This is a genomic window from Lysinibacillus sp. KCTC 33748 (assembly GCF_002237755.1).
Taxonomy (GTDB): domain Bacteria; phylum Bacillota; class Bacilli; order Bacillales_A; family Planococcaceae; genus Lysinibacillus.
Window position 1 is genome coordinate 101,657 of the sequence record NZ_MWSJ01000012.1, and the last position, 26,413, is coordinate 128,069.

General features: G+C 33.2%; 27 protein-coding genes and 1 pseudogene. 24 read left to right on the forward strand and 4 right to left on the reverse strand.

Annotated features, from left to right (window positions below):
• Positions 1-158 precede the first annotated feature (158 nt).
• From B1B04_RS15365 to bioF, 5 genes are all read left to right on the forward strand, one after another.
• Positions 159-1,193: a C45 family autoproteolytic acyltransferase/hydrolase gene (locus tag B1B04_RS15365; protein ID WP_079562317.1), complete on the forward strand. Its 1,035-nt coding sequence runs from the start codon at positions 159-161 to the stop codon at positions 1,191-1,193.
• 111 nt (positions 1,194-1,304) lie between these two features.
• Positions 1,305-1,853: a GNAT family N-acetyltransferase gene (locus B1B04_RS15370; RefSeq protein WP_079562318.1), complete on the forward strand. Its 549-nt coding sequence runs from the start codon at positions 1,305-1,307 to the stop codon at positions 1,851-1,853.
• A 307-nt stretch (positions 1,854-2,160) separates the two neighbouring features.
• Positions 2,161-2,664, forward strand: coding sequence for a hypothetical protein (locus tag B1B04_RS15375; protein ID WP_079562319.1), 504 nt, complete (start codon positions 2,161-2,163; stop codon positions 2,662-2,664).
• Positions 2,645-3,376 carry a 6-carboxyhexanoate--CoA ligase gene (gene bioW / locus B1B04_RS15380; RefSeq protein WP_079562320.1) on the forward strand — a complete coding sequence of 244 codons (732 nt, stop codon included), beginning with the start codon at positions 2,645-2,647 and terminating at the stop codon, positions 3,374-3,376. Before B1B04_RS15375 ends, bioW begins: the two co-directional genes overlap by 20 nt.
• 3 nt (positions 3,377-3,379) lie before the next feature.
• Positions 3,380-4,549: an 8-amino-7-oxononanoate synthase gene (gene bioF / locus B1B04_RS15385; protein WP_079562321.1), complete on the forward strand. Its 1,170-nt coding sequence runs from the start codon at positions 3,380-3,382 to the stop codon at positions 4,547-4,549.
• Between the two features lie 158 nt (positions 4,550-4,707).
• On the opposite strand, the gene B1B04_RS15390 is transcribed toward bioF, so the two are convergent.
• The 3 genes from B1B04_RS15390 to B1B04_RS15400 all read right to left on the reverse strand — a co-directional run bounded on the left by B1B04_RS15390 (position 4,708) and on the right by B1B04_RS15400 (position 8,033).
• Positions 4,708-5,562, reverse strand: a complete 855-nt coding sequence (locus B1B04_RS15390) for a transglutaminase family protein (RefSeq protein WP_079562322.1) — start codon at positions 5,560-5,562, stop codon at positions 4,708-4,710.
• 61 nt (positions 5,563-5,623) lie between these two features.
• Positions 5,624-6,589: an alpha-E domain-containing protein gene (locus tag B1B04_RS15395; RefSeq protein WP_079562323.1), complete on the reverse strand. Its 966-nt coding sequence runs from the start codon at positions 6,587-6,589 to the stop codon at positions 5,624-5,626.
• Positions 6,543-8,033, reverse strand: coding sequence for a circularly permuted type 2 ATP-grasp protein (locus B1B04_RS15400; RefSeq protein ID WP_079562324.1), 1,491 nt, complete (start codon positions 8,031-8,033; stop codon positions 6,543-6,545). Before B1B04_RS15400 ends, B1B04_RS15395 begins: the two co-directional genes overlap by 47 nt.
• 78 nt (positions 8,034-8,111) lie before the next feature.
• Between B1B04_RS15400 and B1B04_RS15405 the strand changes: the two genes are divergently transcribed.
• The 8 genes from B1B04_RS15405 (at position 8,112) to B1B04_RS15445 (ending at position 15,118) form a co-directional block, all read left to right on the forward strand.
• Positions 8,112-8,525: a hypothetical protein gene (locus B1B04_RS15405; protein ID WP_079562325.1), complete on the forward strand. Its 414-nt coding sequence runs from the start codon at positions 8,112-8,114 to the stop codon at positions 8,523-8,525.
• A 392-nt stretch (positions 8,526-8,917) separates the two neighbouring features.
• Entirely contained in the window at positions 8,918-9,880 is a 963-nt protein-coding gene (locus B1B04_RS15410) for a tyrosine recombinase XerC (RefSeq protein ID WP_079562326.1), read from the forward strand.
• Between the two features lie 105 nt (positions 9,881-9,985).
• Positions 9,986-10,498: a DinB family protein gene (locus B1B04_RS15415; protein WP_079562327.1), complete on the forward strand. Its 513-nt coding sequence runs from the start codon at positions 9,986-9,988 to the stop codon at positions 10,496-10,498.
• 446 nt (positions 10,499-10,944) lie between these two features.
• Positions 10,945-11,316 carry a YxiJ family protein gene (locus tag B1B04_RS15425; protein WP_079562329.1) on the forward strand — a complete coding sequence of 124 codons (372 nt, stop codon included), beginning with the start codon at positions 10,945-10,947 and terminating at the stop codon, positions 11,314-11,316.
• A 205-nt stretch (positions 11,317-11,521) separates the two neighbouring features.
• Positions 11,522-12,052, forward strand: a complete 531-nt coding sequence (locus B1B04_RS15430) for a hypothetical protein (protein ID WP_079562330.1) — start codon at positions 11,522-11,524, stop codon at positions 12,050-12,052.
• A 195-nt stretch (positions 12,053-12,247) separates the two neighbouring features.
• The gene (locus tag B1B04_RS15435; protein WP_004230023.1) at positions 12,248-12,397 is read left to right on the forward strand and encodes a hypothetical protein; all 150 of its coding nucleotides are present in this window, start codon (positions 12,248-12,250) and stop codon (positions 12,395-12,397) included.
• Between the two features lie 471 nt (positions 12,398-12,868).
• Positions 12,869-13,039, forward strand: a complete 171-nt coding sequence (locus B1B04_RS15440; RefSeq protein ID WP_079562331.1) for a transcriptional regulator — start codon at positions 12,869-12,871, stop codon at positions 13,037-13,039.
• A gap of 378 nt (positions 13,040-13,417) precedes the next feature.
• Positions 13,418-15,118 (forward strand): putative bifunctional diguanylate cyclase/phosphodiesterase, encoded by a 1,701-nt coding sequence (locus tag B1B04_RS15445; RefSeq protein ID WP_079562332.1) that lies wholly within the window; start codon positions 13,418-13,420, stop codon positions 15,116-15,118.
• Between the two features lie 192 nt (positions 15,119-15,310).
• On the opposite strand, the gene B1B04_RS15450 is transcribed toward B1B04_RS15445, so the two are convergent.
• Positions 15,311-15,925 (reverse strand): TetR/AcrR family transcriptional regulator, encoded by a 615-nt coding sequence (locus tag B1B04_RS15450; RefSeq protein WP_079562333.1) that lies wholly within the window; start codon positions 15,923-15,925, stop codon positions 15,311-15,313.
• A 359-nt stretch (positions 15,926-16,284) separates the two neighbouring features.
• Here B1B04_RS15450 and B1B04_RS15455 point away from each other — a divergent pair, with 359 nt between their 5' ends.
• The 11 genes and pseudogenes from B1B04_RS15455 to B1B04_RS26215 form a co-directional block, all read left to right on the forward strand.
• The gene (locus B1B04_RS15455; RefSeq protein ID WP_079562334.1) at positions 16,285-16,839 is read left to right on the forward strand and encodes an N-acyl amino acid synthase FeeM domain-containing protein; all 555 of its coding nucleotides are present in this window, start codon (positions 16,285-16,287) and stop codon (positions 16,837-16,839) included.
• Complete coding sequence (locus tag B1B04_RS15460) at positions 16,839-17,093, forward strand: acyl carrier protein (RefSeq protein WP_079562335.1); 255 nt, start codon at positions 16,839-16,841, stop codon at positions 17,091-17,093. The genes B1B04_RS15455 and B1B04_RS15460 overlap by 1 nt, the downstream gene beginning before the upstream one ends.
• Complete coding sequence (fabZ, locus tag B1B04_RS15465) at positions 17,090-17,539, forward strand: 3-hydroxyacyl-ACP dehydratase FabZ (protein WP_240518311.1); 450 nt, start codon at positions 17,090-17,092, stop codon at positions 17,537-17,539. Before B1B04_RS15460 ends, fabZ begins: the two co-directional genes overlap by 4 nt.
• Before the next feature lie 14 nt (positions 17,540-17,553).
• Positions 17,554-18,747, forward strand: a complete 1,194-nt coding sequence (locus tag B1B04_RS15470) for a beta-ketoacyl-[acyl-carrier-protein] synthase family protein (protein WP_079562336.1) — start codon at positions 17,554-17,556, stop codon at positions 18,745-18,747.
• A gap of 14 nt (positions 18,748-18,761) precedes the next feature.
• A complete protein-coding gene (locus B1B04_RS15475) occupies positions 18,762-19,733 on the forward strand; it encodes a beta-ketoacyl synthase N-terminal-like domain-containing protein (protein ID WP_079562337.1) in 972 nt (323 codons plus the stop codon).
• Positions 19,734-19,749: 16 nt separating this feature from the next.
• Positions 19,750-20,463 carry a 3-oxoacyl-ACP reductase FabG gene (gene fabG, locus B1B04_RS15480; protein ID WP_079562338.1) on the forward strand — a complete coding sequence of 238 codons (714 nt, stop codon included), beginning with the start codon at positions 19,750-19,752 and terminating at the stop codon, positions 20,461-20,463.
• On the forward strand, positions 20,463-21,545 hold the full coding sequence (locus B1B04_RS15485) for a peptidogalycan biosysnthesis protein (protein ID WP_079562339.1): 1,083 nt from the start codon (positions 20,463-20,465) through the stop codon (positions 21,543-21,545). Before fabG ends, B1B04_RS15485 begins: the two co-directional genes overlap by 1 nt.
• Before the next feature lie 13 nt (positions 21,546-21,558).
• Positions 21,559-22,701 (forward strand): MFS transporter, encoded by a 1,143-nt coding sequence (locus tag B1B04_RS15490; protein WP_079562340.1) that lies wholly within the window; start codon positions 21,559-21,561, stop codon positions 22,699-22,701.
• Positions 22,702-22,927: 226 nt separating this feature from the next.
• Positions 22,928-24,421, forward strand: coding sequence for a phytoene desaturase family protein (locus B1B04_RS15495; protein ID WP_079562341.1), 1,494 nt, complete (start codon positions 22,928-22,930; stop codon positions 24,419-24,421).
• A 214-nt stretch (positions 24,422-24,635) separates the two neighbouring features.
• Positions 24,636-26,072 carry a proline--tRNA ligase gene (gene proS / locus B1B04_RS15500; protein WP_079562342.1) on the forward strand — a complete coding sequence of 479 codons (1,437 nt, stop codon included), beginning with the start codon at positions 24,636-24,638 and terminating at the stop codon, positions 26,070-26,072.
• A 177-nt stretch (positions 26,073-26,249) separates the two neighbouring features.
• Positions 26,250-26,413: pseudogene (locus B1B04_RS26215) on the forward strand (ABC transporter permease); the annotation flags it as partial.

A 26,413-nucleotide genomic window follows, 5' to 3' on the forward strand; every position in this document is an offset into this window, starting at 1 on the left:
GAAGGCGCTATAATGTTTTGAATAAGTTGATGAAAATTCAGGATTTCATCGAAAGAAAGAACTACAGGTTCCATAATCTAATGGCATCGAGGGAATGACTTTACTATCTCGATTTATTATTGCCGGTCACACAATTTGGGAAGAGGGGGCAACGAAAAATGTATAAAAACGATGAAGAGTTAGTCGTTAGAATTGTAGAATTGAGAGGAGATTATTATCAATTTGGCTTGGAACAAGGTGGAGAATTAAAGGCATTACCGACCTTAGAACAATTGGAAGAGCTAGGGGAACTGAATATTAACTCAAATGTACAAAAGGCGAAGGAAATAATAAAGAACGTTTCACCGAATCTTTTTCAAGAACTGATCGGCTTGGCAGAAGGATTACTTATGGACATAAATAATACTATTAAACTTTTTAGTGGTTATGATGTAGCATTTCCACAAATGGGTTGCACTACATTAGTAAATGATGGCTATTATGTACGCAACTATGATTTTAGTCCGGAAATGTACGATGCGAGGCTTGTATGGACGAATCCTACAGATGGCTATGCTAGCGTAGGCTTTAGTCAGCAAATAATTGGAAGACTTGATGGGATGAATGAAAAGGGGCTCATTGTAGGGTTACATTTTGTGAATAATGAATATAAGGAAGAGGGTTTTATTGCAACGACTATTGTTAGAATGCTATTAGAACAATGTGCAAATATTGAAGAGGCGCTAAAATTCATCACAAATATATCTCATGGATATTGTTACAACTACTCCATTACAGATCAAAGTGGAAAAAGTGTAATAGTAGAAGCTTCTCCACAACAACAGGTCATAAATTTCACAAATCCTCTTATTTGTACCAATCACTTTGAGTCAGAACTATTGAGAGAGAAAAACAGAAAAAAAGTACATGGATCGATAAAAAGGAAGGACTATGTGAGTTCCTTATTATCGGAAAGTTTATCACCCATATGTACATATCGTCACTTTAATGATGAAAGTTCTCCGATATTTTATAAAGATTATAAAGAGTACTTTGGGACGTTACATACAGTTGTCTATTCCCCAAAAGATTTGAGCATCATATTTGGAGTTGGTGGGAATTGTGAACCAATGATGTTTTCACTAAAAGAATTTAAGGAGGGGACATTAATTCTACCTGAATATATAAAAGGGACAATTAATCAATCTAAATAAAAGGACATATGCTATTTGAATTAGGAAATACTATTTTAATAGGAAGGAAATAATTCCCTTATGTCGAATAATCTATAGAAGAATAGAAAGTATTCTAGATGAGGTGTTTGATTGAATAAAATAAGAACTGAAACAGAAAGATTAGTGATTCGATTTCTTGAAGAAGGTGATTATTCTTCTTGGCTAACCCAATATGAAAATCGTTTACCTTCTCAACATAAATACGATCAAGGTAAACTAAATATGAGCATCTGTACGAAAGAATGGTTTCGTGATTTAGTTACTAAACATCATCAAATGGCTGAAGATGACAAAGTCTATGTATTTGGAGTGTTTAAAAAAGAAGATAATACTCATATTGGTTTTATAGACTTTTCGACAATTATGAGGGAAGAATTTCAATGGGCCAGGTTCGGATATACAATTCATAACCAGTTTTGGAGAAAAGGTTATGGGAAAGAGGCAGTAAAAGCTGCCTTAGATCTAGCGTTTGAAAAATTAAATTATCATCGAATAGAAGCTCATATAAACCTTGATAATATTGCATCTATAAAGTTAGCAGAAAGTGTTGGAATGATGTATGAATGTACGAGGAAAGGATTCATATTCGAGGACGACAAATGGACTGATCATCTAGTTTACTTTATAAACGCAAAGTAAGTTTATAAGGTGACAAGAACGAAGATGTTTCTTGTATACATTCTCATATGAAGATTAAAAAGCAATAGATTTTAATAAAACCCCTGATTTTTCTGCTTAGCGTAGAAAAATCAGGGGTTTTTATTTACACATTTGATAAGTAACAAAACCTATTTTCATAATTAATAAAAAATCCTACCATTTTATCTACTTTTCAACCTTAATTTGTGTTAACTTAATATAAATATAAGTTAACACAAATTAAGAATAGGAGGAAATAACATAAAGTTATTTCAGGTTAATTTAAAAAGTAACATGGAGGAATAAAATGGTCCGAAAGTTTTCTACATATGATCTTGCTCAGATTTCATTGCTAGCTTGTCTTATTATCGTTACAGGTATGTTTAAAATTCCAACAGGTATTCCTGGGTCTGAATTTCAATTATCAGCACCCATAGCAGTTGCGATTGCAGCGGTATTTGGGTTTAAGCGATATTTTCTAGCGGGGATTATTGCAAGTTTAATCTTATTTTTACTAGGTATACACTCAATCTTAAATGTGGAGATCGCATTGATTTTCCGATTGACTGTAGGCCTACTCATTGTTTTATTTGGGACTTCAATTCCGGTACTTGTTTTGACTGGCCCAATTGGAACAACGGTTGCTCGATTTGGTTTGGCTTTTACGTTAGGGACTCCATTTTTACCGTTATTAGTTTTGGCTATTCCAGGCATGATAATCACAGCTGTTAGTGTTTATCCCATAACGAAAATGTTACATACAATTAATAAGAAAGTAGCAGGTAATCATCATGTTAAAAGCGTGTTATAGCATTCGAATGCGTGCGGCTGAAAAAAATCCTGAACTAGGCGAAAAGCATATATCCGGTGGTGAACGGATAGGTCGTAAATCTCAGATAGAGCCAATTGTAAAACAGTTATTGAACAAAGCAAGTAATCATTCACGTGGAGATGCTGACTTTATTCAAATTACCATTGAAAAAATAGCGCCTGATCAAATTCAGTATATACCTCCCTTAGAAATTACGGCAGTTGAGGCGGCTTCAATCGACAAGGCCCATAGTGAAGCAAGAAAAATACTAACCTCATTAGGTGTTTCGGAGCATGCAGTGAATGTTGCTTTTGATCAGCTTAGTAGGTATCAAAATCTCCGTGGGGCAATCATCCTAAATAGTAAAACTGGCTTACGGCTTGACGACCGAGGACAAAAGGGTGTTCGTGTATCACGAATCGATTGGCAAGATGCTACTTGGGACCTTAATGAGCGTGTACGTGAAGCGTTGGCTCTGGCGTCGAAAGTGGCAAATTCTCCGTTTACAATTGCAGAATTATGTTGGTCTGATGATCCAGATTACGTGACTGGATATGTAAGTAATCGTGGCATTGGTTATGTCAGAATTACACCGTTAAAAAGGGAGGGCTGTGAAAGCGGGGGACGTGTTTATTTTGTGTCCGATGAAGTAGAACTAGAATCTTATATAGACTATTTAGAAAGCGTACCGGTTCTCATTAGGAGGGATTAAAAAATGGATCATTGGTTTCAACGGGAGCTACAATTAATAGAAGAGAAAGGATTGACAAGGAAGTTACGTTCGTTTTCAAATGGCAATGAGAGCGAGGTAATCATAAATGGTAAGAAATTTTTGCTTTTTTCATCTAATAACTATTTAGGTCTTGCAACAGATTCTCGATTGAAAAAGAAAGCATCTGAAGGTATTAGTAAATACGGTACAGGAGCTGGTGGTTCGAGATTAACAACTGGAAATTTCGATATTCATGAACAGCTTGAATCAGAAATTGCCGATTTTAAAAAAACTGAAGCTGCCATTGTTTTCAGCAGTGGTTATTTAGCGAACATTGGCGTGATTTCAAGTGTGATGAAGGCAGGGGATATTATATTTTCTGATGCTTGGAATCATGCGAGTATTATAGATGGTTGTCGCCTTAGTCAAGCAAAAACTATTGTATATGAACATGCGGATATGGTGGATTTAGAGCATAAATTGAAGCAATCACGTGGAGATGGAAAGAAGTTAATCGTGACGGATGGCGTCTTTAGTATGGATGGTGATATTGCTCCGCTTCCCGAAATAGTTGCGCTAGCAAAGGAATACAATGCTTACATAATGATTGATGATGCGCATGTGACAGGTGTCTTAGGAAATGCTGGTCGTGGTACTGCTGATTATTTTGGATTGAAAGATGAGATTGATTTTACAGTAGGCACATTGAGTAAAGCGATTGGTGCAGAGGGTGGTTTTGTGGCGACGTCGGCAATTGCAAAGAACTATTTATTAAATAACGCTAGGTCGTTTATTTTCCAAACAGGTTTATCTCCAAGTGCGATTGAAGCAGCGCGAGAAGGGATATCTATTATTCAAAATGAGCCCGAACGAAGGCAACAATTGCTGAATAATGCTAAGTATTTACGTTTAAAATTGGAGAAATCCGGTTTTGTAGTTAATGAGGGAGAAACACCAATTATAACGCTTCTTATTGGAGATTCCCGTGAAGCAGTGCAATTTTCTGAGAAACTTATGGATGAAGGTGTCTTTATTCCAGCGATTCGACCACCAACTGTGCCAAAAGGGTCAAGCCGATTGCGGATTACAGTGATGGCAACACATACAATGGAGCAGCTCAATACAGTTATCAATAAATTGAAGAAAATAGGAAAAGAAATGGGTATTGTATAAAAAGTCTGATAACACTTAATAATGTTGAAAATATGTAAATAACAGTTGGATTACTGAGATTTTTCATTTTCAAAACAATAGTTCTTAACAAAACCCCTGATTCTTCCGCTTAGGATAGAAGAATCAGGGGTTTTAATTTAAACCGGTACCCATTTTTGTTACAAATGATTCAATGCTTTGACACTCACTTTAACTGTTAAATTATGCTTTCCACCTGAATAAACACCTTCAACAGGGCTTATATCGGAATAATCACGGCCAATGCATAAAATAATGTGATGTTCTAATACTTCAACATTATTAGTTGGATCTAGACCAATCCAGCCGATTCCCGGTATCATGACTTCTACCCAAGCATGAGTTGCAATATCTCCAATCAAGGCGGAGTTTTCATCCACATATAAATAACCGCTCACATAGCGCGCTGGAATTCCTTTAGCTCTGAGTACCGCCAGCATGACATGTGTGAAATCCTGACAAACACCTCGCTTCAGGGCGAAGGCTTCACTTGCCGTTGTCGTCACATCGGTTGCATCCGGATCGTATTCAAAAGTCGAATATAAGTATTGCATTAAATTTAATGAAAATAGTACAGGATTTTCAGCATGACCAATGGCATGATATACTTCCTCTAACTGATTTTCCGTCATATACGTAAATTGTGTAAACTTTAAATAGGGCAAATAATGCTCATAAAACAATTGCGAGTGAAAAATCGTCTGCATCTCTGGTGAATATTGAATACGATGAATAAATGGCGCACGTTGAATACTGACAATAGAGGTCGTTTGAATTTCAAGTTCTTGATGCTGCTCTGGTATATAAAAAGTACCAACCGTATTGCCCCATATATCTGTATGCTCACGCGTTAAAGATGAAGGTGTAATGGCGATGCGATAGGATAATAAGCGCTGACGCTCATCGCCTCTTGGCTTTAAGCGGATTGTATTTAAGCTTTGATCGACTTCAGACTCATATTGAAAAATATTAGTATGTTGAATTTCGAATTTCATAGTGTCCGCTTCCTTTGAATTACTGACTTGCTTGTTGATAGGGAGCTGTCGTTGATTCCTTTCAATGTTGTACGCTGGGTTCATATAAATGATATATTGTTGAAAATGTATTGCCTAAATCAATACATTGACACAATTTTTCCTCCATGAATAAAATAGTTTCTTCTAAAGTACTATTCCAAACATCTATATTCATGATAGCAAACAATAAATTTTCTAATGGAGCATGAAGCTCTAAAAATCTAGCTGAAAGCGGATCGTTTTCTAAACAAATAAATGCTTCCTCTAATTTTTGTAAGCAAAACATCACTGAACGTGGGAAATGCTTATCTTGTAATAAATATTGAAGTACACATAGTAAGTTAGTTTGGCGATGCTTTTGTAAATAAGACTCCGTCGCCTCTGATAAATCAAGTAAAAACGAACCGTCCGCTTCTACTAATGAGATGGCTATTTCCTTATGTTGCTCCAGTATAATTAAAGCCATACGAATCGTTTTTTCTGCACGCTCCAACCATTTCCCAACTTGCATGAAATAAAAAGGTACATCTCGATCCATCGAGCCTTCGATAAGCCCAGTTACCGTTAATGAAGTTTTACGAACATTTTGTAAAAAAGAGTTAAGAACGATAAGTGGAATAGGTCTTTCACGTTCCATTAGTTCTTGCTGTAAGGATAAATAAAAGTCATTTTGCAATTCCCAAAGCTCAATGGGAATGCTATCTCGAGTTACACGTGCATTTTCTCTAACGGCACATAAAGTAGCATGAAGAGCGTTACAGTTATTAGTAGAAAAGAGTAGATATTCGATAAGTGGATTAACTCGAATCGACTCATATAAGGTCAAGTATTCTTCCTTCGAGGCGCAAATATTCAACACCGCTTCCCAATGATCGATGTATTCATTTTCTTTGCCAGATTGCTCCAACATATTCAACAGCTGTACTTGTAATATATGTGCATTCGATTGTGATCGTTCACTATATCGTGCCATCCAGTATAGTGCATCGGCTACTCGACTTAGCATATTGTAATTCCTCCTTTAATATCCACGTATCTTTTGCTCCTCCACCTTGTGAAGAATTCACGACTAAAGATCCTTCTTTTAATGCTACACGTGATAAACCTCCAGGAAGCACATAAATATCCTCACCCTTCATCACATAAACACGCAAATCGACATGGCAAGGATAAAATCTTCCATCCTGGAAAGCTGGTGCTCTAGATAGACTAATCGTTGGTTGTGCAATGTATTGATGTGGGTTCTCCATAATTTTTTCTTTATAAATAGCGATTTCCTCATCACTCGCATGTGGACCAATAAGCATATCATAGCCACCAGAGGCACTAACATTTTTTATAACAAGCTCTCTTATATGCTCAAGAACCCAATCTAGCTGTCGATGATCAGCAAGATGATAAGTTTTCACATTACGTAAAATAGGTTCCTCATTCAAATAGTAACGAATCATATCAGGTACATAGGCATACATCGCCTTATCATCAGCAACACCGTTACCAACTGCATTTAAAATAGCAATATTTCCAGCTTTATAAGCCTCCATAATATGAGGAACTCCGAGTAAAGAATCTTCACGAAAAACAACAGGATCTAGGAAATCATCATCAATTCGACGATAAATAATATTGATTTGTTCAAGACCGTAGATAGTCTTCATGTACACCTTATCATCTCGGACCACTAGATCATGGCCTTCAACAAGCTGAATATTGAGCTGCTGTGCTAAAAAAACATGATCGTAATAGGCCGAATTATACATGCCAGCTGTTAAAAGGACAGCTTTAGGTTCTCTATTTGGCTCCATACAAGGCGGTCTATGAGCAAGAAGTGCCTTTTTCATAAAGGTCATTTGTTTGTCGAGTGACTGGATCGTATGTTTAGAGAAAAATTCAGGATACACTTCCTTCATCACAGATCGATTTTGAAAAACATAGGAAATACCTGAAGGATTGCGTAAATTATCTTCTAACACGTAATAAACACCATTTTCATCACGAATCAAATCGATACCAGCTAAAAAAATATGATTATCGATAGGTACTTTTACACCAAGCATTTCTTTATAATAATACGGATTGTTTTCAACGAGTTCTTTCGGAATAAGCCCATCTTGAAAAATAGATTGTTCATGGTAAACATCATGTAGAAAGCAATTTAACGCTTTTACACGTTGCTTCATCCCAGCTTCTATTTCTTGCCACTGTTCATTTGGAATAATAATAGGTATAAAATCAAAGGGCATTGTCCGTTCTGTTCCACCTTGTGCTCCATATACGGTAAATGTAATGCCTTGTTTAAGGAAACTAGATTGTGCTTGCTGATATTTTTCCTCTAATTGGTCCTTTGTGAATGCATTGAGCTTATGGTGGAAAGACCGATAATGAGGCTTCGGTTGATTGCCATCTAACATTTCATCAAAAAACAAACCAGATTCGTAAAACTTCATCATATGGATCGCCCTCCGAATTTAAGTAGTAGAGAAAACGTGTTACACTAAAAATGAATACATATTAAAGGAGATATAAAAATGACAACCATTAATTTAATGCAAGCTTATGAGCTAGACAAGCTTTCGAAATTAGATTTTACTAATGAGGAGATTGTGCGTACATTGCAAACAGGGGATTTATCAGTTTGGCAGGAAAAAGTACCAAACTATGAATTTTCCGAAACAATGGCACTTTTTCAAGAAGGGGAACAATTATTTTTGGACGCTTTGCATGGTAACTACCGTATTAAATATGTAACTTTGCCAGGCATTCAACGTCTACTATATCTTCACTTCCAATTAGAAGAAGGTAAGGATTATCAATTATTAGAAGCAGGCATCCAACATTTAACTTGTAATGAGGAAACAATCGAGAAACTTCAACGTATGCTATCAACTAATTGGTCTTTAGCCAAACAAGTAGATGGGACGTATAGCATCTTTATTTCGTAAACAGATTTTGTCCTGGCTTAATGGCCGCTTCGTTGCCTTATAGGTAAAAAATGCGCCCAAAATTGACAAATTCCAAATAATACCAAGCGTGTTGTGAGAGGAATCGACATGTATAGTTACCCATCTTTTCATTTTTCGAATCGTCTCACATTGCATAGTTCATTTAGTCCACTAGATTTAAATATTCATTTTTTTCTCGGTTTATGCCTAAAAAATGAAAACTTTTAAAAAAAGGTGATTTTCTTTCTAAAAGGGAATCATCTTTTTTGCTACTTAAATATAGAACGTATGTTTCGTTTATTAAAAAATATCATTTTTTTCACCATAAAGTTCCCAAATTTATATTTGGGAACGTTTTTTCGTGGTAAAATAGAGCAAATAGAGGTGATTTTATGGAAAAGCCTAAGCTACCAAAAATAATGAGAGATTTCCTAGTTTATTTAACGACGATTAAAGGGAAGTCTCAACGTACTAGAAAAGAATACGAATATGATTTGACATTATTCTTCCGTTTTTACATAGCCATTCAAAATGATCATGAACTATCAAATTTAACGAGAATAGATATTTCTACTATTTCAATAGAAGAAATTCGTGAGATGACATTAGAAGATTTATATTTGTTTATGGAATATTGCGAGGTACAGCGTGGAAATTCTGCATCAGCAAGAGCGCGTAAAGTAGCAACGTTGAAGTCATTTTTTAAATACTTAAAAGGAAAACGTCGTCTTATAGAGGAAAATCCGGCAGATGAATTAGAAACTCCAAAAATCGGACGGAAAAGACCTATCTATATGAATATCGAGGAAGCGACGCAATTTATCGATGGGATCCAGCCAAATCGTGCTTCACCGAGAAACTACTGTATGATGATGTTTTTCTTAAATTTAGGGATTCGTGTAACAGAGCTTTGCCAGCTAAATAAGTCATCCATACAAGGGCGCTACTTAACAGTTGTTGGGAAAGGGAATAAAGAGCGGACTGTTTATTTGAATGATAGCTGTGTACAGGCACTTACAGACTATGAAAATAGCGGCAAGACAACATATAAAGGTGAGGGAGAGGAGCCCCTATTCATCTCACAAAAAGGAACACGATTTACTCGTCAAACCGTGGCAAAAATCGTTAAACGGATTAATCAACAATCTGGACTCCAAAAAGAACGACTGACGCCACATAAGCTACGACATACATCCGCAACAATGATGTATAAATCAGGAGCGGATATTCGAAGTCTTCAGCACATATTGGGTCACTCAAGTGTGGCAACAACACAAATCTATACACATATTGAAAATGAAGAGCTGCAACATGTACTCGAAAACAATCCATTCAATATTGTTCGAGCAAGATAATTTTCAAAATATTAAAGGGAAATCACTTCATCTATAGAATATTTTACATGGTATGGAACATATACAGAATAGGAATCAAAAATCGTTTGATAAGGGGAGTAGCTTATGAGTCAATTAATTAATGACCAACTATGTGAAACAAGAAACAATTTAGTAGAGGAGATCAAATTATTAAGTGATACTCAATTCAACGCTAAGCCTGATGCAAACAGTTGGAGTATAGCCCAAGTTTGCCATCACTTAACTTTAACAGAGGCATCTTTTATAAGACTGATTGCGTGGGCATTAAAACAAGAAGATAGTAAGCAAGCGGAACGTAAAAATATTCTTATTATCGCAGATAGAACAAAGAAAGTCCCAGCACCGGAATTTGTTGTTCCAGCTGAAGACTTATTTACAGTTCAGCAAATTATTGAGTTACTTGACGAATCGAGAGGAAAATTCACAACATTCCTCGATACAATTGACGATCCATCTTTATTAACAGAAAAATCCTATAAACATCCTTTTCTTGGCGATCTACCTCTCGATCAATGGATAGAACTAATTTCTATTCATGAACAACGACATATTGAACAAATAAAAGAAATCAAAGCATTCATAAAAGTTGAGCACTAATGTACTTCCCGGAGACTAAATACAAAGAATGAAAAAAAGCAAACCTCGAAATTATATTAAAGAATTAATACAAAGAATGAAAAAAAGCGAAGCTCGATATTATATTAAAGAATTAATAAGAGCGATTAAAAATTCAATCGCTTTAGAAATAATCTGGAACATTTTAATATTTATCCCTAAAATGATCTTCCGTTTATTGAAAAATTTATGGTGAATTGTCCAATTTCTCGATATAAATATTGAGAAATCGGGCTTTTTTAATGTGTTTTTTTGAAAAATCAGACTCACCGTATGCTTTTTGGAATTAAAAAACAAAAATTTTAAAAACTTTAGATGAGCATTTAGTATAATACAATGAGACTAAATGTTTTAATGAACTATTTGTGCAGGCTGGTTGGTTAAAGGTAAAAACATGATAAATACCATACTTAAAAAGGGAGAAATAAATGGGAAGTATTTTAAAACAACTTACTGAAATTAAAAGCGAATTAGAAAAGCCATTTCCATCTAGAGATATGGAAAAAATGAAACAAGATTTTCGTGCAGAATTATTAACTTTATCAGATGAAGAAAATGAACTAAAGTTTGATTTTAATGATTATTGTATGAATATAGCTGGAACTTTAAGCTATGTTTTAGCAGACAACATAACTAACATCCCAGAAAATCAAATTGAGATGTTACATAAATCTTTCTTTGATTACTATAAACAATATCGTTTTTTTGAAGACACAATTGAAGCCTATAAAGATTTCTTTCAGGAATATAAAACCTTTGAACAAACCAGAAAGTTGTTATTACAACTATTAACTACATAAGCATTTCATATTGAGCTAACAATGCAATATTCATAGTGTAATCGCTTTATCACTAATAAGGCAGGCTAACTGACCTGCATCGTGTTGTTGCTGACGCTCGAGATATAGCGACATAGAAAAGAAGGAAAGGACAAAGAGCCTTTCCTTCTTTTTTTCGTTTTATGGTATAATTATCATTATTTACTATTTTTAGTTAGGAGAAGTTATGAGAATTTATAAGTTAGTTATTCTATGTACTTCTATTATACTCTTAACAGGGTGTAATACATTTTCATCTAAAACAGAAGTACCCTCTAAAAATGCAACTTCAGAGGCTGTAAAAAATGAACCTGTTGTCTCGGATAGCACAACACATAAGGAGAAAGAAGATGAACCTGTTGTCGTAGATATCACTAATAAGGAAACTGACGATATATCAACAGGAAGTTCTCGCGCTATTGTAATTAATGAAGAAGTAGCGTCTCCGCTTGGTGAAAGTAAATCATATTTTACTTATGAGTGGGATTTTCCATTTAAAATATCCGCAACCAATACTGGAACAAAAAGGTTTTACTACAAAATTCAAAATGTAGATAAAGAAGCAATAATTGCAAATGGTATTTTAAACGGCAACGAAAGTTTTGAAAAGTTATTTAAAGGATTTCCAAAAGGAGCTTATGTCATAACTTACCGTGTAACAGAGGAAGAGCCTCCTGTAGATATAAAACTAAAAGTAAAGGTAGAGGTACTTTCCTGAAGTATTATATTTGAAATAAAGGGAGCCATTGTTTTGATCAATCTTTTTCAAAACAATGGCTTTTGTTATTTCATTAAAGTAATACTTCAAGGATATTTTTAAATTGTAAAGCTTGACGAAATGAAGTATCTGTTATATATTAATAAAAAATAATAACAACTGTTATAAGACAGTTTAATTTTAGGAGGAATTCAAATGTCAAAGTATCGTGATGGTTATGAGTTTTATTGTGAGATGTGTGAGCGTTATGGTTTAGAGCCAATTTCTTTCCGCTATTATGTGCTACAGTTATCACAGCAGCAACTTTCAGCTTATAATATGCAAGCAAAACAACTAGGTATTTAAAAGGTTTAATATTAAAGGATGTGATTATAACGGACGCCGACGTGAATATTTTATGAAAAGCCCAGCCATACTAACTATAATGGACTGGGCTTTCAACTATTTGAAAGAAATATCAGATAATTCATTGACATAGTAAAGAAACTGTTATATATTATTAAAAAATAATTAATCTGTTATATAACAAGTGGAGGATAATGCGAATGTCTCATTATAAAATTGGATACGAAATTTTAACTTCATTCAGTAGAAGACATTCACCTTTGAAGATGTGATGTCGCGGATTTTCAAAGGAATGAATTGTGCGATCACAATTCAAAATCCAGAATCAATTACACTAAGGCGAAATTGCTTGAAAGAAGTGTGAACAATTTGATTTAGAACACATCAATTTCTATTATTATGTAAATCAATTATCACAAGAACAATTAGACTATTATTATGAAGTTGCACAAATGGAAGGAAGTTATTAGGATGACAAAATATCGCGAAGGCTATGATTTTTATCGACAAGTATGTGAAAAACACGGTTTGGAGCCCATCAATTTTCACTATTATATGTTGAACTTATCTCAGGAGCAACTTGATGCCTACAATGAACGAGCCAAAACATTGGGAGGTCCAATAGAATATGAAGTCTCTTAGCTTATAAAATACCTTACTGCCTCGTTATGACAGTAAGGTATTTTAGATATTCATCATAAATGAAGTAATTATTCAAGTATCTAAAAGTAACAATTATTCGGTTGAAAGATAAATAGGCTAAACATAACATACAAATAGACTAAAGTACTTAATATATTCCAAAACAAGTGTATTAAACGAGTTAAAAGACCTTGTTTTTGAGTCCGTTCTAAAAAAATCACTTAAATATAGATTTAACCGCTTTAATATTTGGGTTGAATTAACTGCTTTTCTAATACTATAATGTAATTACATAATAAAGGGCGATATCCCATAACTTTATACCCCGCTTTTTATAAAGCAAAAGTACCAAACCCTTCTAATGAACGGAGAATGTAAATGATGAATATCACGCCTAGTAGTATTAATCAAGTTAACTATAGTCTGAAAGAATTACAAGATATTTTTTCAGCAATGAATAGTTCAATCATCGTAGCAATTACAGACCGAACTGGGAAAATTACGTTTGTTAATGATCATTTTTGCAAAATTTCTAAATATACACGTGAAGAGTTATTAGGGCAAGATCACCGTTTACTGAATTCAGGTTACCATCCACGATCTTTCTTTAGAGAGATGTGGAAAACGATAGGTAAGGGTGACATGTGGAATGGCGAGGTATGTAATCGCGCAAAGGACGGTAGTCTGTACTGGGTGAAGACGACGATTTTTCCTTTTCTTGATGACAATGGTAAACCATATCAATATATTGCTATTCGAGTCGACATAACTGCACAGAAAGATATAAAAAAGATTACTCATATTGCCTATCACGATGAATTAACAGGGCTACCAAATCGTCGTAAGTTAGAGCAACGTTTAGAAAACGAATTCCATCAATCTCGACGTACAGGTGAGAAGTTTGCGTTATTTTTTATTGATGTAAATCGTTTTAAAAACATTAACGATGGACTTGGTCATATCATCGGGGATCTATTCTTAGTGGAAATGGCGAATCGCCTACGTAACATTGATTACACATCGAATTCTATCTACCGCCACAATAGTGATGAATTTGTAATTATACTAAACGATGTTGACCGTATTGAGGAGAAGGCTGAGGAAATAATTAGCGTCTTTAATGAGAGTTTTATTGTGAATACGTATGAATTTTACGCAAGTATTAGTGTTGGAATTAGTATTTTTCCAGATCATGCAAACTCTGCGGAGGAATTATTGAAAAATGCAGATATCGCTATGTATGCTGCGAAATCTTCCCGTGGTAATCAATATCGCTTATATCGACCTACTATGGATGAAATCAATGATAAATGGCTACTACTTGAAACAAAATTACATCAAGCGTTAAAAAAGGATATTTTAGAATTACATTATCAACCAAAGATTAATTTAAAGACGAATACAATGATTGGCATGGAGGCTTTACTTCGTTGGCATGATCCTGTACTTGGTCATATACCTCCGGATCACTTTATTCCATTTGCTGAGGAATGTGGGCTTATAAATGATATAGGGGTATGGGTGTTAAGAAAAGCATCCGCCCAGGCACGCGCTTGGAACGAGGTACATAATTTAAACTTACGTGTTGCCGTAAACATTTCTCCGATTCATATTAGTACGACAGGCTTTGTCGAAATGGTACATGAAGTTATTGCAGAAACAAAAATAGATCCACACTTATTAGAAATAGAAATTACTGAGATGAGTATGCTAGATTACACTGAAGACCTGATTAACACTATTGAGCAGCTAAGATCACTGGGAATCACAATTTCTTTGGATGATTTTGGGACGGGCTATTCATCGCTTAATTACTTAAAGAAATTCCCAGTAGATGTGTTAAAGATAGATCGTGCTTTTGTTCGTGACATTGTGCCTGAAAAATCAGGAATCGCAATGATTTCCGCAATTATCTCATTAGCACATGCTTTAAACCTACAAGTTGTAGCTGAAGGTGTCGAGGAAGAAGCTGAATTGAAGGTGCTGCGTGAACATGGCTGTGAGTATGTTCAAGGATATTATTTTAGCAAACCATTGTCGGTGGTAGAATTCACAAAATCCATCTTAAATAATATGTAAATAATTTCAAAGTTTAAATCTAGCTTGATAGAAACGGACCAGGTTTAACTAGCGAGACGACTACGAATTAGTCGTCTTTTTAGCGTTACTTCGTTTCATTCCTAACATTTTCCACGACAAAGAGTGTTGCCCCGATGGTTTCGGGGCAACACTCTTTGTCGATTTTTAAGATAAACTATCGATTTATAAAATCTATAGCTCATTTTTCGATTTTACAGGTCCAAATAACTGCAATGCAAAAGGGGATAATTCTTCCCACATATTACTCGATGGATCGTCTATTAAGTTTAATCGTAAACCCATTAATAAGCTTGTATAGGCTGTAGCAATATAAGTAGGATTTTGTTTATATAATAGGCCTTGTTTTTGACCATTTTCTATAAGATGAATAAGCTTAATTCTAAAATTAATGTTAAATAAATCAAGTTCCTTGAAGGTATCCTTATATTTTTTATTTTGAGCGATAATAAAGACTACCAAATTTAAATAAGAGCCAGAATTAGCAAAGATTTTTATTTGTTTTTTAATCATGGATTCTATTTCTTGAATAAGATCTTCTTCCTCTGGATTAAAATTCAAAATATCTTCTTCATAATTTTTTAAAGGTTCAACAACTGCAGCATGAAAAAGTGCTTCTTTATTTTCAAAATAGGTGAAGACACTTCCGAAACTGACTCCAGAAGCTTTTGCAACTTCTTGAATCTTAGTACCTTCAAAACCTTTCTCCGCAAATAAGTGAATTGCTTCAGTTAATATTTTTTTTCTTTTTACTATCATATTTGACTTTTGTTTATCTGAAAGTACCATAGGAAACCTCTCTTCATCAATGATTGACTTATCAATCGTTCATAATTATAATTTATCATATAAAAACAGAGAAGTAAATATTAGGTAAAAAACTCTCTTTTTTAATCATTAATGACATCTGAAATGAACACCATAACTATATTTTGTTGTATAGGTTAGTTAATTACGATAAAAATACTAAAAACAACATTTTTGTGACATTTTTGTATAAAACACCATTATTTTATAATTAAATTTCGAAGTGGTAGTTTACAAATATATATAAATTATGGAAATATAAAATAAATAACAAAAAAGGTAAAAAATGAAAATTTCCCGTTTGTATTATTAGAAAATTCCGATTAAAGGAGGTGAATTACTTGATAGAATCGCGATTAATTCAAGATCCAAATCAGTTAAAAGAATATTTTGAGTTGAGATACAAAATATTTGTTGAAGAACAAAAAGCAGCTCCTAAAGAATTCTATCCAGACGGACAACTAAAAGATGATTTTGATAATGAAGGACTGCATATTGGTTGTTATTTGGGAGATCGATTAGTAGGAACAATGTCATTAATTGTTAAAAAGAATGATTTACTTATGATTGAGCGCGTTCATAACTTACAAAGCGACAGCAATTATAAGTACGCAGAGGCTATGCGTTTTATAATTGTTGATGATCATGAAACAAATAATTTTGGCATTAAAGGAAAAATATTATTCGAAATACTTAAAAAATTACGAGAAATCGTAGATGAGTTAAAAATTACGCATGTGTATCTTCAAAGTTCTGAAGATGGTAAACCAATTTATGAAAGAATAGGATTTCAACAGATTGGCGATTTCAAAATGTATGAAGGTATTTCTAATGAATGTCCAATGCTTTTAGAAGTTAATAAAGCTAAATTAAATATTTATGAGGGGGCTAAATAATGAGTGTTTATAGTCAAGAAGTTGAAAAAATTAGAGGAATTATTGCAGAAATTTTAGAAGTGGAAGTTAATGAAGTAGAAATGGATACGGATTTGGTGGAAGAACTAGAGGCTGATTCAATGATGGCATTAGAAATTATGGCTACTATTGAAAAAGAATTAAATATAAAAATTCCAGAAAGTGAACTTCCAAATTTCGGAACATTAAATGAAATATTATCAGTATTAAATAGTTTAAAGGTTGCAAATCTATGATAAAAACTTTACCAATGTCTATAGAAGAAATCATGCAATTAATTCCACAACGCTTTCCAATGCTAATGTTAGATAAAGTTATCCAATTAAATGAAGATAAAATTATCGCCATAAAAAATATTAGTGGAAATGACCCAATTTTTATTGGGCATTTTCCTAATTTTAAAATCTATCCAGGTGTCTTATTAACAGAATCAATCGCACAGGCAAGTATCATTCTATTCAATCAATTTAATAATAGTAATGATACAAAAACTAATAAAACTCCTGTCTTATATCATACAAATATAAAATTTAAAAAAGTTGTAGTACCAGGTGATCAATTATTTATCCATGTAAATATTCGTAAAAAGGTACTTGAATCAGCAATAGTCGATGGAACCATTTATGTAAATGATGAAATTGTAGCAACTGGAAGTTTAACTTTTACAATAAAACAGATGTGAAAGGTGGAAAAAGCTTGAAAAGAGTAGTAATCACTGGTCTAGGCGTAACTTCATCTATAGGTCAGAATATAAATGACTTTTGGACTGCATGTAAAGATGGTGTATCAGGAATCACTGAAATAAAAAAAAATAATTTACAAGTTGCAGGTCCGAAATTTGGAGGACAAATACATGATTTCGATCCTTCTAAGTATATTTTTGTTAATAATGTTGCAGAAATTGGAAGGGGTTCGCAATTACTAATTTCTAGTATGCGTCAAGCGATTGAAGACTCAAAATTAAAAGAACAACAATATGAATATGCAGATTTCTACATAGGTACAACTATGGGAGAAGTTACTGTAGAAATAAGCGATTTTAACATTTATCAAGGGAAAATAAGCTCTGATATATTATTAGAACAAAACCAATTAAAAAATATGCTTGTTTATGCTTCAAAAGAATTTAATTTAAAGGGGCAATCCTCATTAATTACAAATGCATGTGCTGCTGGGAATTATGCAAATATACAAGCATTTGAACAAATTAGGAGAAATAAAACAAAAGTTGCTATAGCAGCAGGAACGGATCCTTTTTCTACGGTTGCTTACTATGGATTTAATCGTTTAAAAGCTATATCACCAGATAAATGTCGACCTTTTGATAAAAATAGAAAAGGTATGTTAGTAGCTGAAGGTTCGGCATGTGTGATTTTAGAAGAATTGGAACATGCCTTAGCAAGGGGCGCGAAAATATATGCAGAAATTGTTGGTTATGGTGTAAGTTCTGATTCATTTCATATTACATCGCCACATCCAGAATCATTAGGAATTATACGATCTACAAGGAATGCATTAAATTATGCAAAAATTACACCTGAAGATATAGACTATATAAGCGCTCATGGAACGGGGACACCTGCGAATGATCGTGTGGAATCACATGCAATTAATAGTATTTTCGGAAACAAGAAGCCTACGAGTTCCATTAAATCTATGTTAGGACATACAATGGGTGCTGCCAGTTCTATAGAAAGTGTTGTAAGTTGCTTAGCTATTGGAGAGAATATTGCTCCACCTACTATAAATTTTGAAACACCGGATGAAGAATGTGAAATTGATTGTATTCCTAATAAAGCAAGGGAATTTAATATGGATTATGTTATCAATAATTCATATGCTTTCGGAGGAACTAATGCAAGTGTAGTTTTCAAAAAATTCAAAAAGTAGAAAAGGTGAATGAATTGGATACTAAAATAGAAATCACTGGAATTGGATGTATATCACCATGGGGAGATATGCCTAAAACTTTTGTTGAAAACATTAAAACTGGAGCTGCTTATATAAATTTATTGAAAGATTTTGATTTAAAAAAATATATTAGTAAAAAAGGTCTTCGAACACTTCCTAAATCGACCAAAATGGCTATTGCAGCGACTAAATTAGCGATTGAAGATTCAGGATATTCGTTAGATACGAATTGGGATGAAGAAAGAGTTGGCGTATTTGTAGGGAATTCGATGAGTTATTTAAATAATATTAATGATTTTCTTAAAAGTGTATATGTGGATGGTCCTGAATCTGTCAGTCCTCTTAAATTTCCGAATACAGTACTAAATAATATATCTGGTTGGGTGTCAATTGTTTTTAATATTAAAGGAATTAATAGTACAGTGAACACCGGAAACACATCGGGAATTGATGCAATAATTCAAGCAAAAAGCTATATTGAAAACGGAATTATAGATAAAGCTATTGTAGTAGCTGTTGAAGATATTGAACAAGCTGTCTTGCATAATGAAGCTCCAAACCTTAAAAATAAAGATTATAAAATGACTGAAATGGCTGTTTCCATTATCTTAGAAAAATCTTCAAAAAAACATAAATATGGTACGATAAATGACACTTTGTCCTGGATGGAACATACCTACAAAGAAGGTATGATTGATCAAAAAGTTAGTCAAATCATCCAAAGTACAACTAACATAAATAACATAATATATGGTTCAGGCAACAAGAATGATTCTAGTATTCTGAATTTTATAGAAAATGAAAATTTAAGAATAAAAGTAGAAAATCCATTCACGTATATAGGAACAACTTATGCGGTTTCGGGATTGATTAAATTATTAATTGGAATCTTTAGTCAAGGCCAATCACTTATAGTAGAAACAAATGAATATGGTAATAATTGCTGTTTGTTAGTAGAGAACTAAGAGGAGGATTAGCTTAATGGATAAAGTAGTTCTTATTACAGGCGGATCACAAGGAATAGGGGAAGCAATAGTAAAAAGTTTCTCTTCTAGAGGATGGATTGTATACTTCACGTATAATAAAAGCAAAGAAAAGGCAATGAAAATCGAAGAAGAAAATAATAATGTTTATTCTTTTCAAGCAGATGTAAGTGACTATGAATTAGCAAAAAATATCATCAAGATCATATGTGAAAAACATGGAAAAATAGATTGTTTGATTAATAATGCTGGGATTACAAAGGATAAGACCATTAGTTTTATGGATCAAAAAAGTTGGAATTCAGTTATAGAAACAAATTTAAATGGAACATTTAACTATTGTAAATTTGCATTAAAAGAAATGTGTAAAAGAAAAAGTGGTGTAGTCATAAACATTTCCTCTATTTCTGGTGTAATAGGAATTCCTGGTCAAACAAATTACTCTGCATCTAAAGCAGGAATTATTTCTCTTACTAGAACATTAGCTAAAGAAGTAGGGGCATTTGGAGTAAGAGTGAATGTAATTAGCCCGGGATTTATTAATACTGAAATGACAGAAAACATAAATAAAGAAAAATATTTGCCTAATATTACTTTAGGCCGTTTCGGAGAGACAAAAGATATAACAGGTGTTATCAGATTTCTTAGCTCAGATGAATCTTTATATATTACTGGTCAAAACCTAATAGTGGATGGAGGTTTATCTATATAATGGAAATAAAATTATATAGGAAATATAAAGATATTTATAAGGATGAAGCTGGATTTATTGAATCACACTTTTTAAATTCAAGTGAAATCTCTAAAAATTGGTTCTTATTTTTAGAAGAGACGCTAAATGATTATGAACCAATATATTTGGTTGGGGAAAAAAATGGTGAAATCTTATATTTTTCAACAGGTTATATTATTAGAAAATTAGATGTAGGAACTTTTATGTCGGGTTCTATGAAAAAAGCAATAGATTCGTTAAATAAAGTCCATTTAAATCCTTTAAAATTTAAAGTCGTTTTTATCACAAATCCGCTATCTTCATTTAAAGGAATACATGGGAAAAATGACTTATTCTTGGATGAGTTCATTGTATCCTGTAGAAATGTAATTTACGATCAAATTAAATGTGATTCAGTGTTTGTAAGTAATGTTTATGACGAATTACTCAATCAAAAATTAAAGGAAAAAAACTTTGTCAGAATCCCGTTTTACCCTAATACTGTATTGAACACAGAGTATAATACATTCGATGACTATCTCCAAAGTTTAAAAAAGAAAAAAAGATGGGATGTAAGAAACAAACAAAAAATCCTACAAGAATATGGTGCGAAAATATATATATGTAATTGTGATGAAATAAAAGATTACTCAAAAATTTACCAACTATACAACAACACAGCGTTAAGAAATGACGCTGTTCCGAGCATAATCAATTATTCAGAAGAAGGTTTTAGTAATTGGATCAATATGAACGATTGTTATAGGTGGGTAATTATCGAATTTGAGGGAGAAATAATTGCTTTTGCTTTATTGGTAGAAGACAATGATCATCTAATTTTCAAACACGTAGGGATGGATTATAAACATTCAACTTCATGTTTTGCATATTTTAATCTATATTACGTTTCAATTGACTACGCCATAAACAATGGATTTAAAAAAATGTATTGTGGACCAACAACATATGATACAAAGAAAAGTATTGGTTGCCAATTAATTGACACAAACTCCTTCATTTCTATAAGAAATAAATATATGGGTAAATTTGTCGTACGTGTGTTAACGAAAGTATTTAATTGAAAAGGGTGAAATATTGAAAAAAATATTATATATCGTTTTCATATTTAATTTTCTGTTTAGCTTATTAACCTCTATACTACCGTTGTTAGTTTTCGCTATATCTAATTCTGCAGCAACTTCGGGATATGTTTTAGGAACATTTATGGCTGCATTACTTATTGTTAGGTTTTTTTTACTGAAAGTTCATTTTAATGAAGAATCATTATTGAAGGTAGGTTTAATACTATATTGTATGGGATTTGGACTATTAGTATTGGATGCAAATAGTCTATTTTTATATTATGTTGGTGCATCTTTTTTAGGCTTAGGGGTTGGGATTGTTTCTCCTGTGTTACTTACACTTATTGTTAATATAGGTGATAATAAAAAATTAAGTATTGGTCTTCATAATTCTTTTATGGGAATGGCATCGGCTACCGCTCCATTTTTAGGATTATATTTATTTTATGGTATTGAAAATAAGATGTATCTATACTTATTTCTCTTTAGTGTAGCAATTACGACTGTACTAACAAGTTTCTTCATTAAAAAACAAGCAGTTCCAATTGAATTAGGTAGTAGAATAAAACATATAAATAAAAATGTATTTAGCTTAGATTATATAATTAATTATATAGCTTTTCTATTAATTTCTCTCTGTTATGGGGCTGTTATTGCCTATATGCCATTATTATTAGAAGGAGTTAACTTGCGAATCGATATATTTTACTTGTTTTTTTGGTTGGCATTTCTCTTATCTCAAGTGTATACGTTGACAATCACTTCTTATATTTCTGAAAAAATAGTAGTGCCGATTACTATATTATTAATAACAATTAGTACCTATTTAATAGGTGATACAAATAATTATGTATTATTAATAATAAATGCTGTTGTATTTGGTTCTTCTTATGGAGGACTAATGAATCTTTTTTACAACAGAATTGCACAAGTAAAGGACAATATGGCTAAAACAGATGCTTTTTCTATTTTTGGTTTAATGTCCTATTTAGGGGTGTCTTTAGGTTCGCTAATATTAAGTCCTATTGCAAGTGAATCGTTGTCAAAGGTATTTTACTTTGCATCAGCTTTTCCAATTTTCGCGTTAATATTGAATATAGTTTTTTCATTATTTGCTAATAAAAGAGCTACAATAAATTATGAATTGGAAAAATGAAAAAACGAGCTATGAAACTGGCATAAATGTAGTTCTAAAATTTGATCCAACTTAATAATACGTTGCATCGACTAAATTAATTTGTTGGAAAAATCATCCGATTCTGTTGATGATTTTGCCACTGTTTTTTCAAAAATAAAATCTTTATGGGAATGCTACCTCTATATTAATGCAACTATATCCAATGAATATTCTTAATAAATTAAACTGAACAAAGGAGTAAAATATGAATAATAGTAATAATCAGTACGATATAATCGTTATTGGTTCTGGATTAGCTGGTTTAACATCTGCCGCATTATTAACTCAATCAGGGTATAAGGTACTTGTTCTAGAACAACACTACTTTGTAGGTGGTTTAGCTCATACTTTTAAGAGATCTAATTATATCTTTGATAGCGCTATTCATGTAATAGGCGGAGGGGAAGAAGGAGGAGAAATTTATAATTTATATAATAAATTAGGTTTATTGGATCAAATTAAATTCACCAAAATTGATCCAATGATTACAGTAAAAATAGAAGATGAATTATTCTCTGTTCCCGGAGAATTAGATAAATTCAAAAGTCTATTACAAACATTATTTCCAGAAGAACAAACATCTATTAGAAACGTGATAGACGAAATAAAATATATTGGTAGTTTAAAAGGAAATTATAATACCGAAGTGCTTAAAAGGATAATAGAATTAGAAAAAACTTCATTTAAGGAATATTTAGATGAGCATTTTACACACCCTCATATCAAATTACTTCTAAGTTCATTAGTTTTATTTGCAGGAGTTTCTATTGACGAACTGTCAACTTTTAAAATGATAAATATAATGTCTAGTTACAACGGAGGAGCGTTCTATCCTAAAGGTAATTCACAACAATTAAGTAATGTATTGAAAAAATATATACTAGAGAACGGATCTAAAGTAATAGTTAATAGAAAAGTTGAAAAAATATTAGTTAATGGTTCGGACGTAGAGGGTGTTGTTGATCATAGAGGAAATCATTATAGAGCTAAGACCATTATTTCAAATGCAGACCTAAAAAACACTTTCACTCAAATGATGGATGAAAAACTGTTGCCGCAATCCTTTAGAAAACAATTGCGAAATCTAAAAAATTCCTATTCCGCAGTTGTATTGTACGGTGTGATAAAAAATGAGGATTGGAATCAAACGAATTTTTCTCATGAAACTGTATATATATCCGAGAAAAACATAGAGAATTCTATGGATTTTTGCTTTGATCCTCTTAATAGTGAGAATGTTCCAGTGATTTCATTTTGCTGTCCATCAGTATCAGAGAAAAGCTTAGCGCCCGCAGGTTATTCTATCATAAATGTTATGTCACTCTGTGATTCACATTATTTAGAAAAAATAAGAGATGAAAAAGGTAAAGAATTTATTGCAGATAAATATTTAAATATGTTGGAAAAGAAAATACCAGGTATTAAAGAAAGACTTCATTTTTATGAGTTTGCTACACCAAGAACTATTCATCGATTTACGCTTAATGATGGGGGTTCCATTTATGGATGGATGAAAAATACTATTCGAATCGGAACAGACATGTTTGGACCAGAAACGCCAATTAAGGGATTGTATTTAACTGGACACTGGTCTCAAAGTGCCCATGGTGTATATGGTGTGATGCGTTCAGGTAGATTGACGGCTGAAAAAATTATGGAAATGTCGAATCTGCTCCTTCAAATAGCCATTAAAGATTGAGGTCTTTGTGACTAAGTCTTTAAATAGTTGTACATGGACAAGAATGTTCAGACATTATTGGCACAAAGATGTCCTTATTTAGAGGTCAGCTTTGTGCTTTTTATCTTTATACTGAAATAGAAGGATGTTATGGAGCTTTTAACTATACGAAAGTGAAGCGACAGCTACAAATTCACCAAGGCGAATTTGATTTTGCAGAAATGGAGGAAAGAACATGACGACACAACAAAATGATTTTTCAAAATGGTACATTGAGACAATTCAAAAGGCAGACTTAATGGATTATACACCGGTCCGAGGCTGTATCGCATTTAAACCGGACGGCTATGAGATTTGGGAACATATTCAGGAAGAAATGGACCGCCGTTTTAAAGAAACAGGCCATCGAAATGCTTATTTCCCGATGCTAATCCCTGAATCCTTTTTCCAAAAAGAAAAAGATCATATCGAAGGCTTCTCACCAGAGCTTCCTTGGGTAACAGAGGCAGCAGGCGAGAAATTAGAAGAACGTTTAGCACTTCGTCCAACATCCGAAACGATGATAGGACACTTATATTCAAATTGGATCAAAAGTTATCGTGATTTACCGGTCCTCATTAATCAATGGGCAAATGTTTTTCGCTGGGAAAAGAAAACACTTCCGTTCATTCGAACATCTGAATTTTTGTGGCAAGAGGGCCATACAGCGCATGTTGATGAAGAAGACGCACGTAAAGAAACAATGCAAATGTTAACGATCTATAAAGAGGTAGTCGAGGATTTACTTGCAATCCCTGTCTATGATGGACAAAAAACACCTTCAGAACGTTTTGCAGGAGCGGTTGATACATTTTCAATCGAAGCAATGATGAAAAATGGCAAGGCAGTACAAGCCGGTACCTCTCACTATTTAGGGACAAAATTCGCTGAAGCCTTTGATATTAAGTATTTAAACAAAGCCAATCAGCATGAACATGTACACACGACATCTTGGGGGACATCCACACGCTTAATCGGTTCTGTCATTATGGTTCACGGTGATGAACAGGGTCTTATTTTACCGCCACGAATTGCACCAACCCAAGTTGTCTTAATACCTGTAGGTCCATGGAAAAAGAACCCTGAAATTATGGAGAAACTAGATGACATCTTCGCAGCCCTTAAGAAGAGGGGAATTCGAGTTCGATTAGATGATTCGGACCAATCACCTGGCTTCAAATTTAACGAATGGGAATTAAAAGGTGTACCGATTCGTATTGAACTAGGACCTCGTGATTTAGAGAAAAACCAGGCATTGTTAAAAGCACGAGATGAAGATGAGAAGCATTCCATTGACCTGAATGACATTATCGCAGCCATTGAGGTAGAACTAACAACGATGCAAACGCGTTTATTTGAAAAAGCACGCACATTCCGTGATGAGAACGCTCATACAACGATCGATACACTGCAGGAATTACAGCAGCATATTAACACGTCCAAGGAAAACGGATCGATACCAGGCTGGATTCTTGCTGGATGGTGTGGAGATGATACATGCGAGGAAAAAGTGAAAGAAGAGACAAAATATACTTCACGTAACATTCCGTTTAACCCACCAACTACGAAGACTACTTGTATTTGCTGTGACAATGAAGCAAAGCATACAGTTTGGTTTGCACAAGCATATTAATTATTGAAGAGATAAAAAAGGAAATATTACAAATATAATAAGCTTGCTTCTCGCATTTTGAGAAACAAGCTTATTTTTTGTTCATTTAATATTTAAATCTCTAGATAAACTCCGCAGTATCTCCATATAAACTACAGGTTACCCATTTATAGTATAGCTATCAAGGAGGTAAGGAAAATGAATTTTATCAAACGAGCATTTTTAAGTGTTAAAGCAAGGAAAGGGAAGTCGCTAATATTATTTACAGTATTTTTAGTAGTTTCCAATTTAGTATTAGCGGGTTTCGCTATTCAAAATGTCTCACAAAAGGCGAATGATCACGCTAGACAAACATTAGGTGT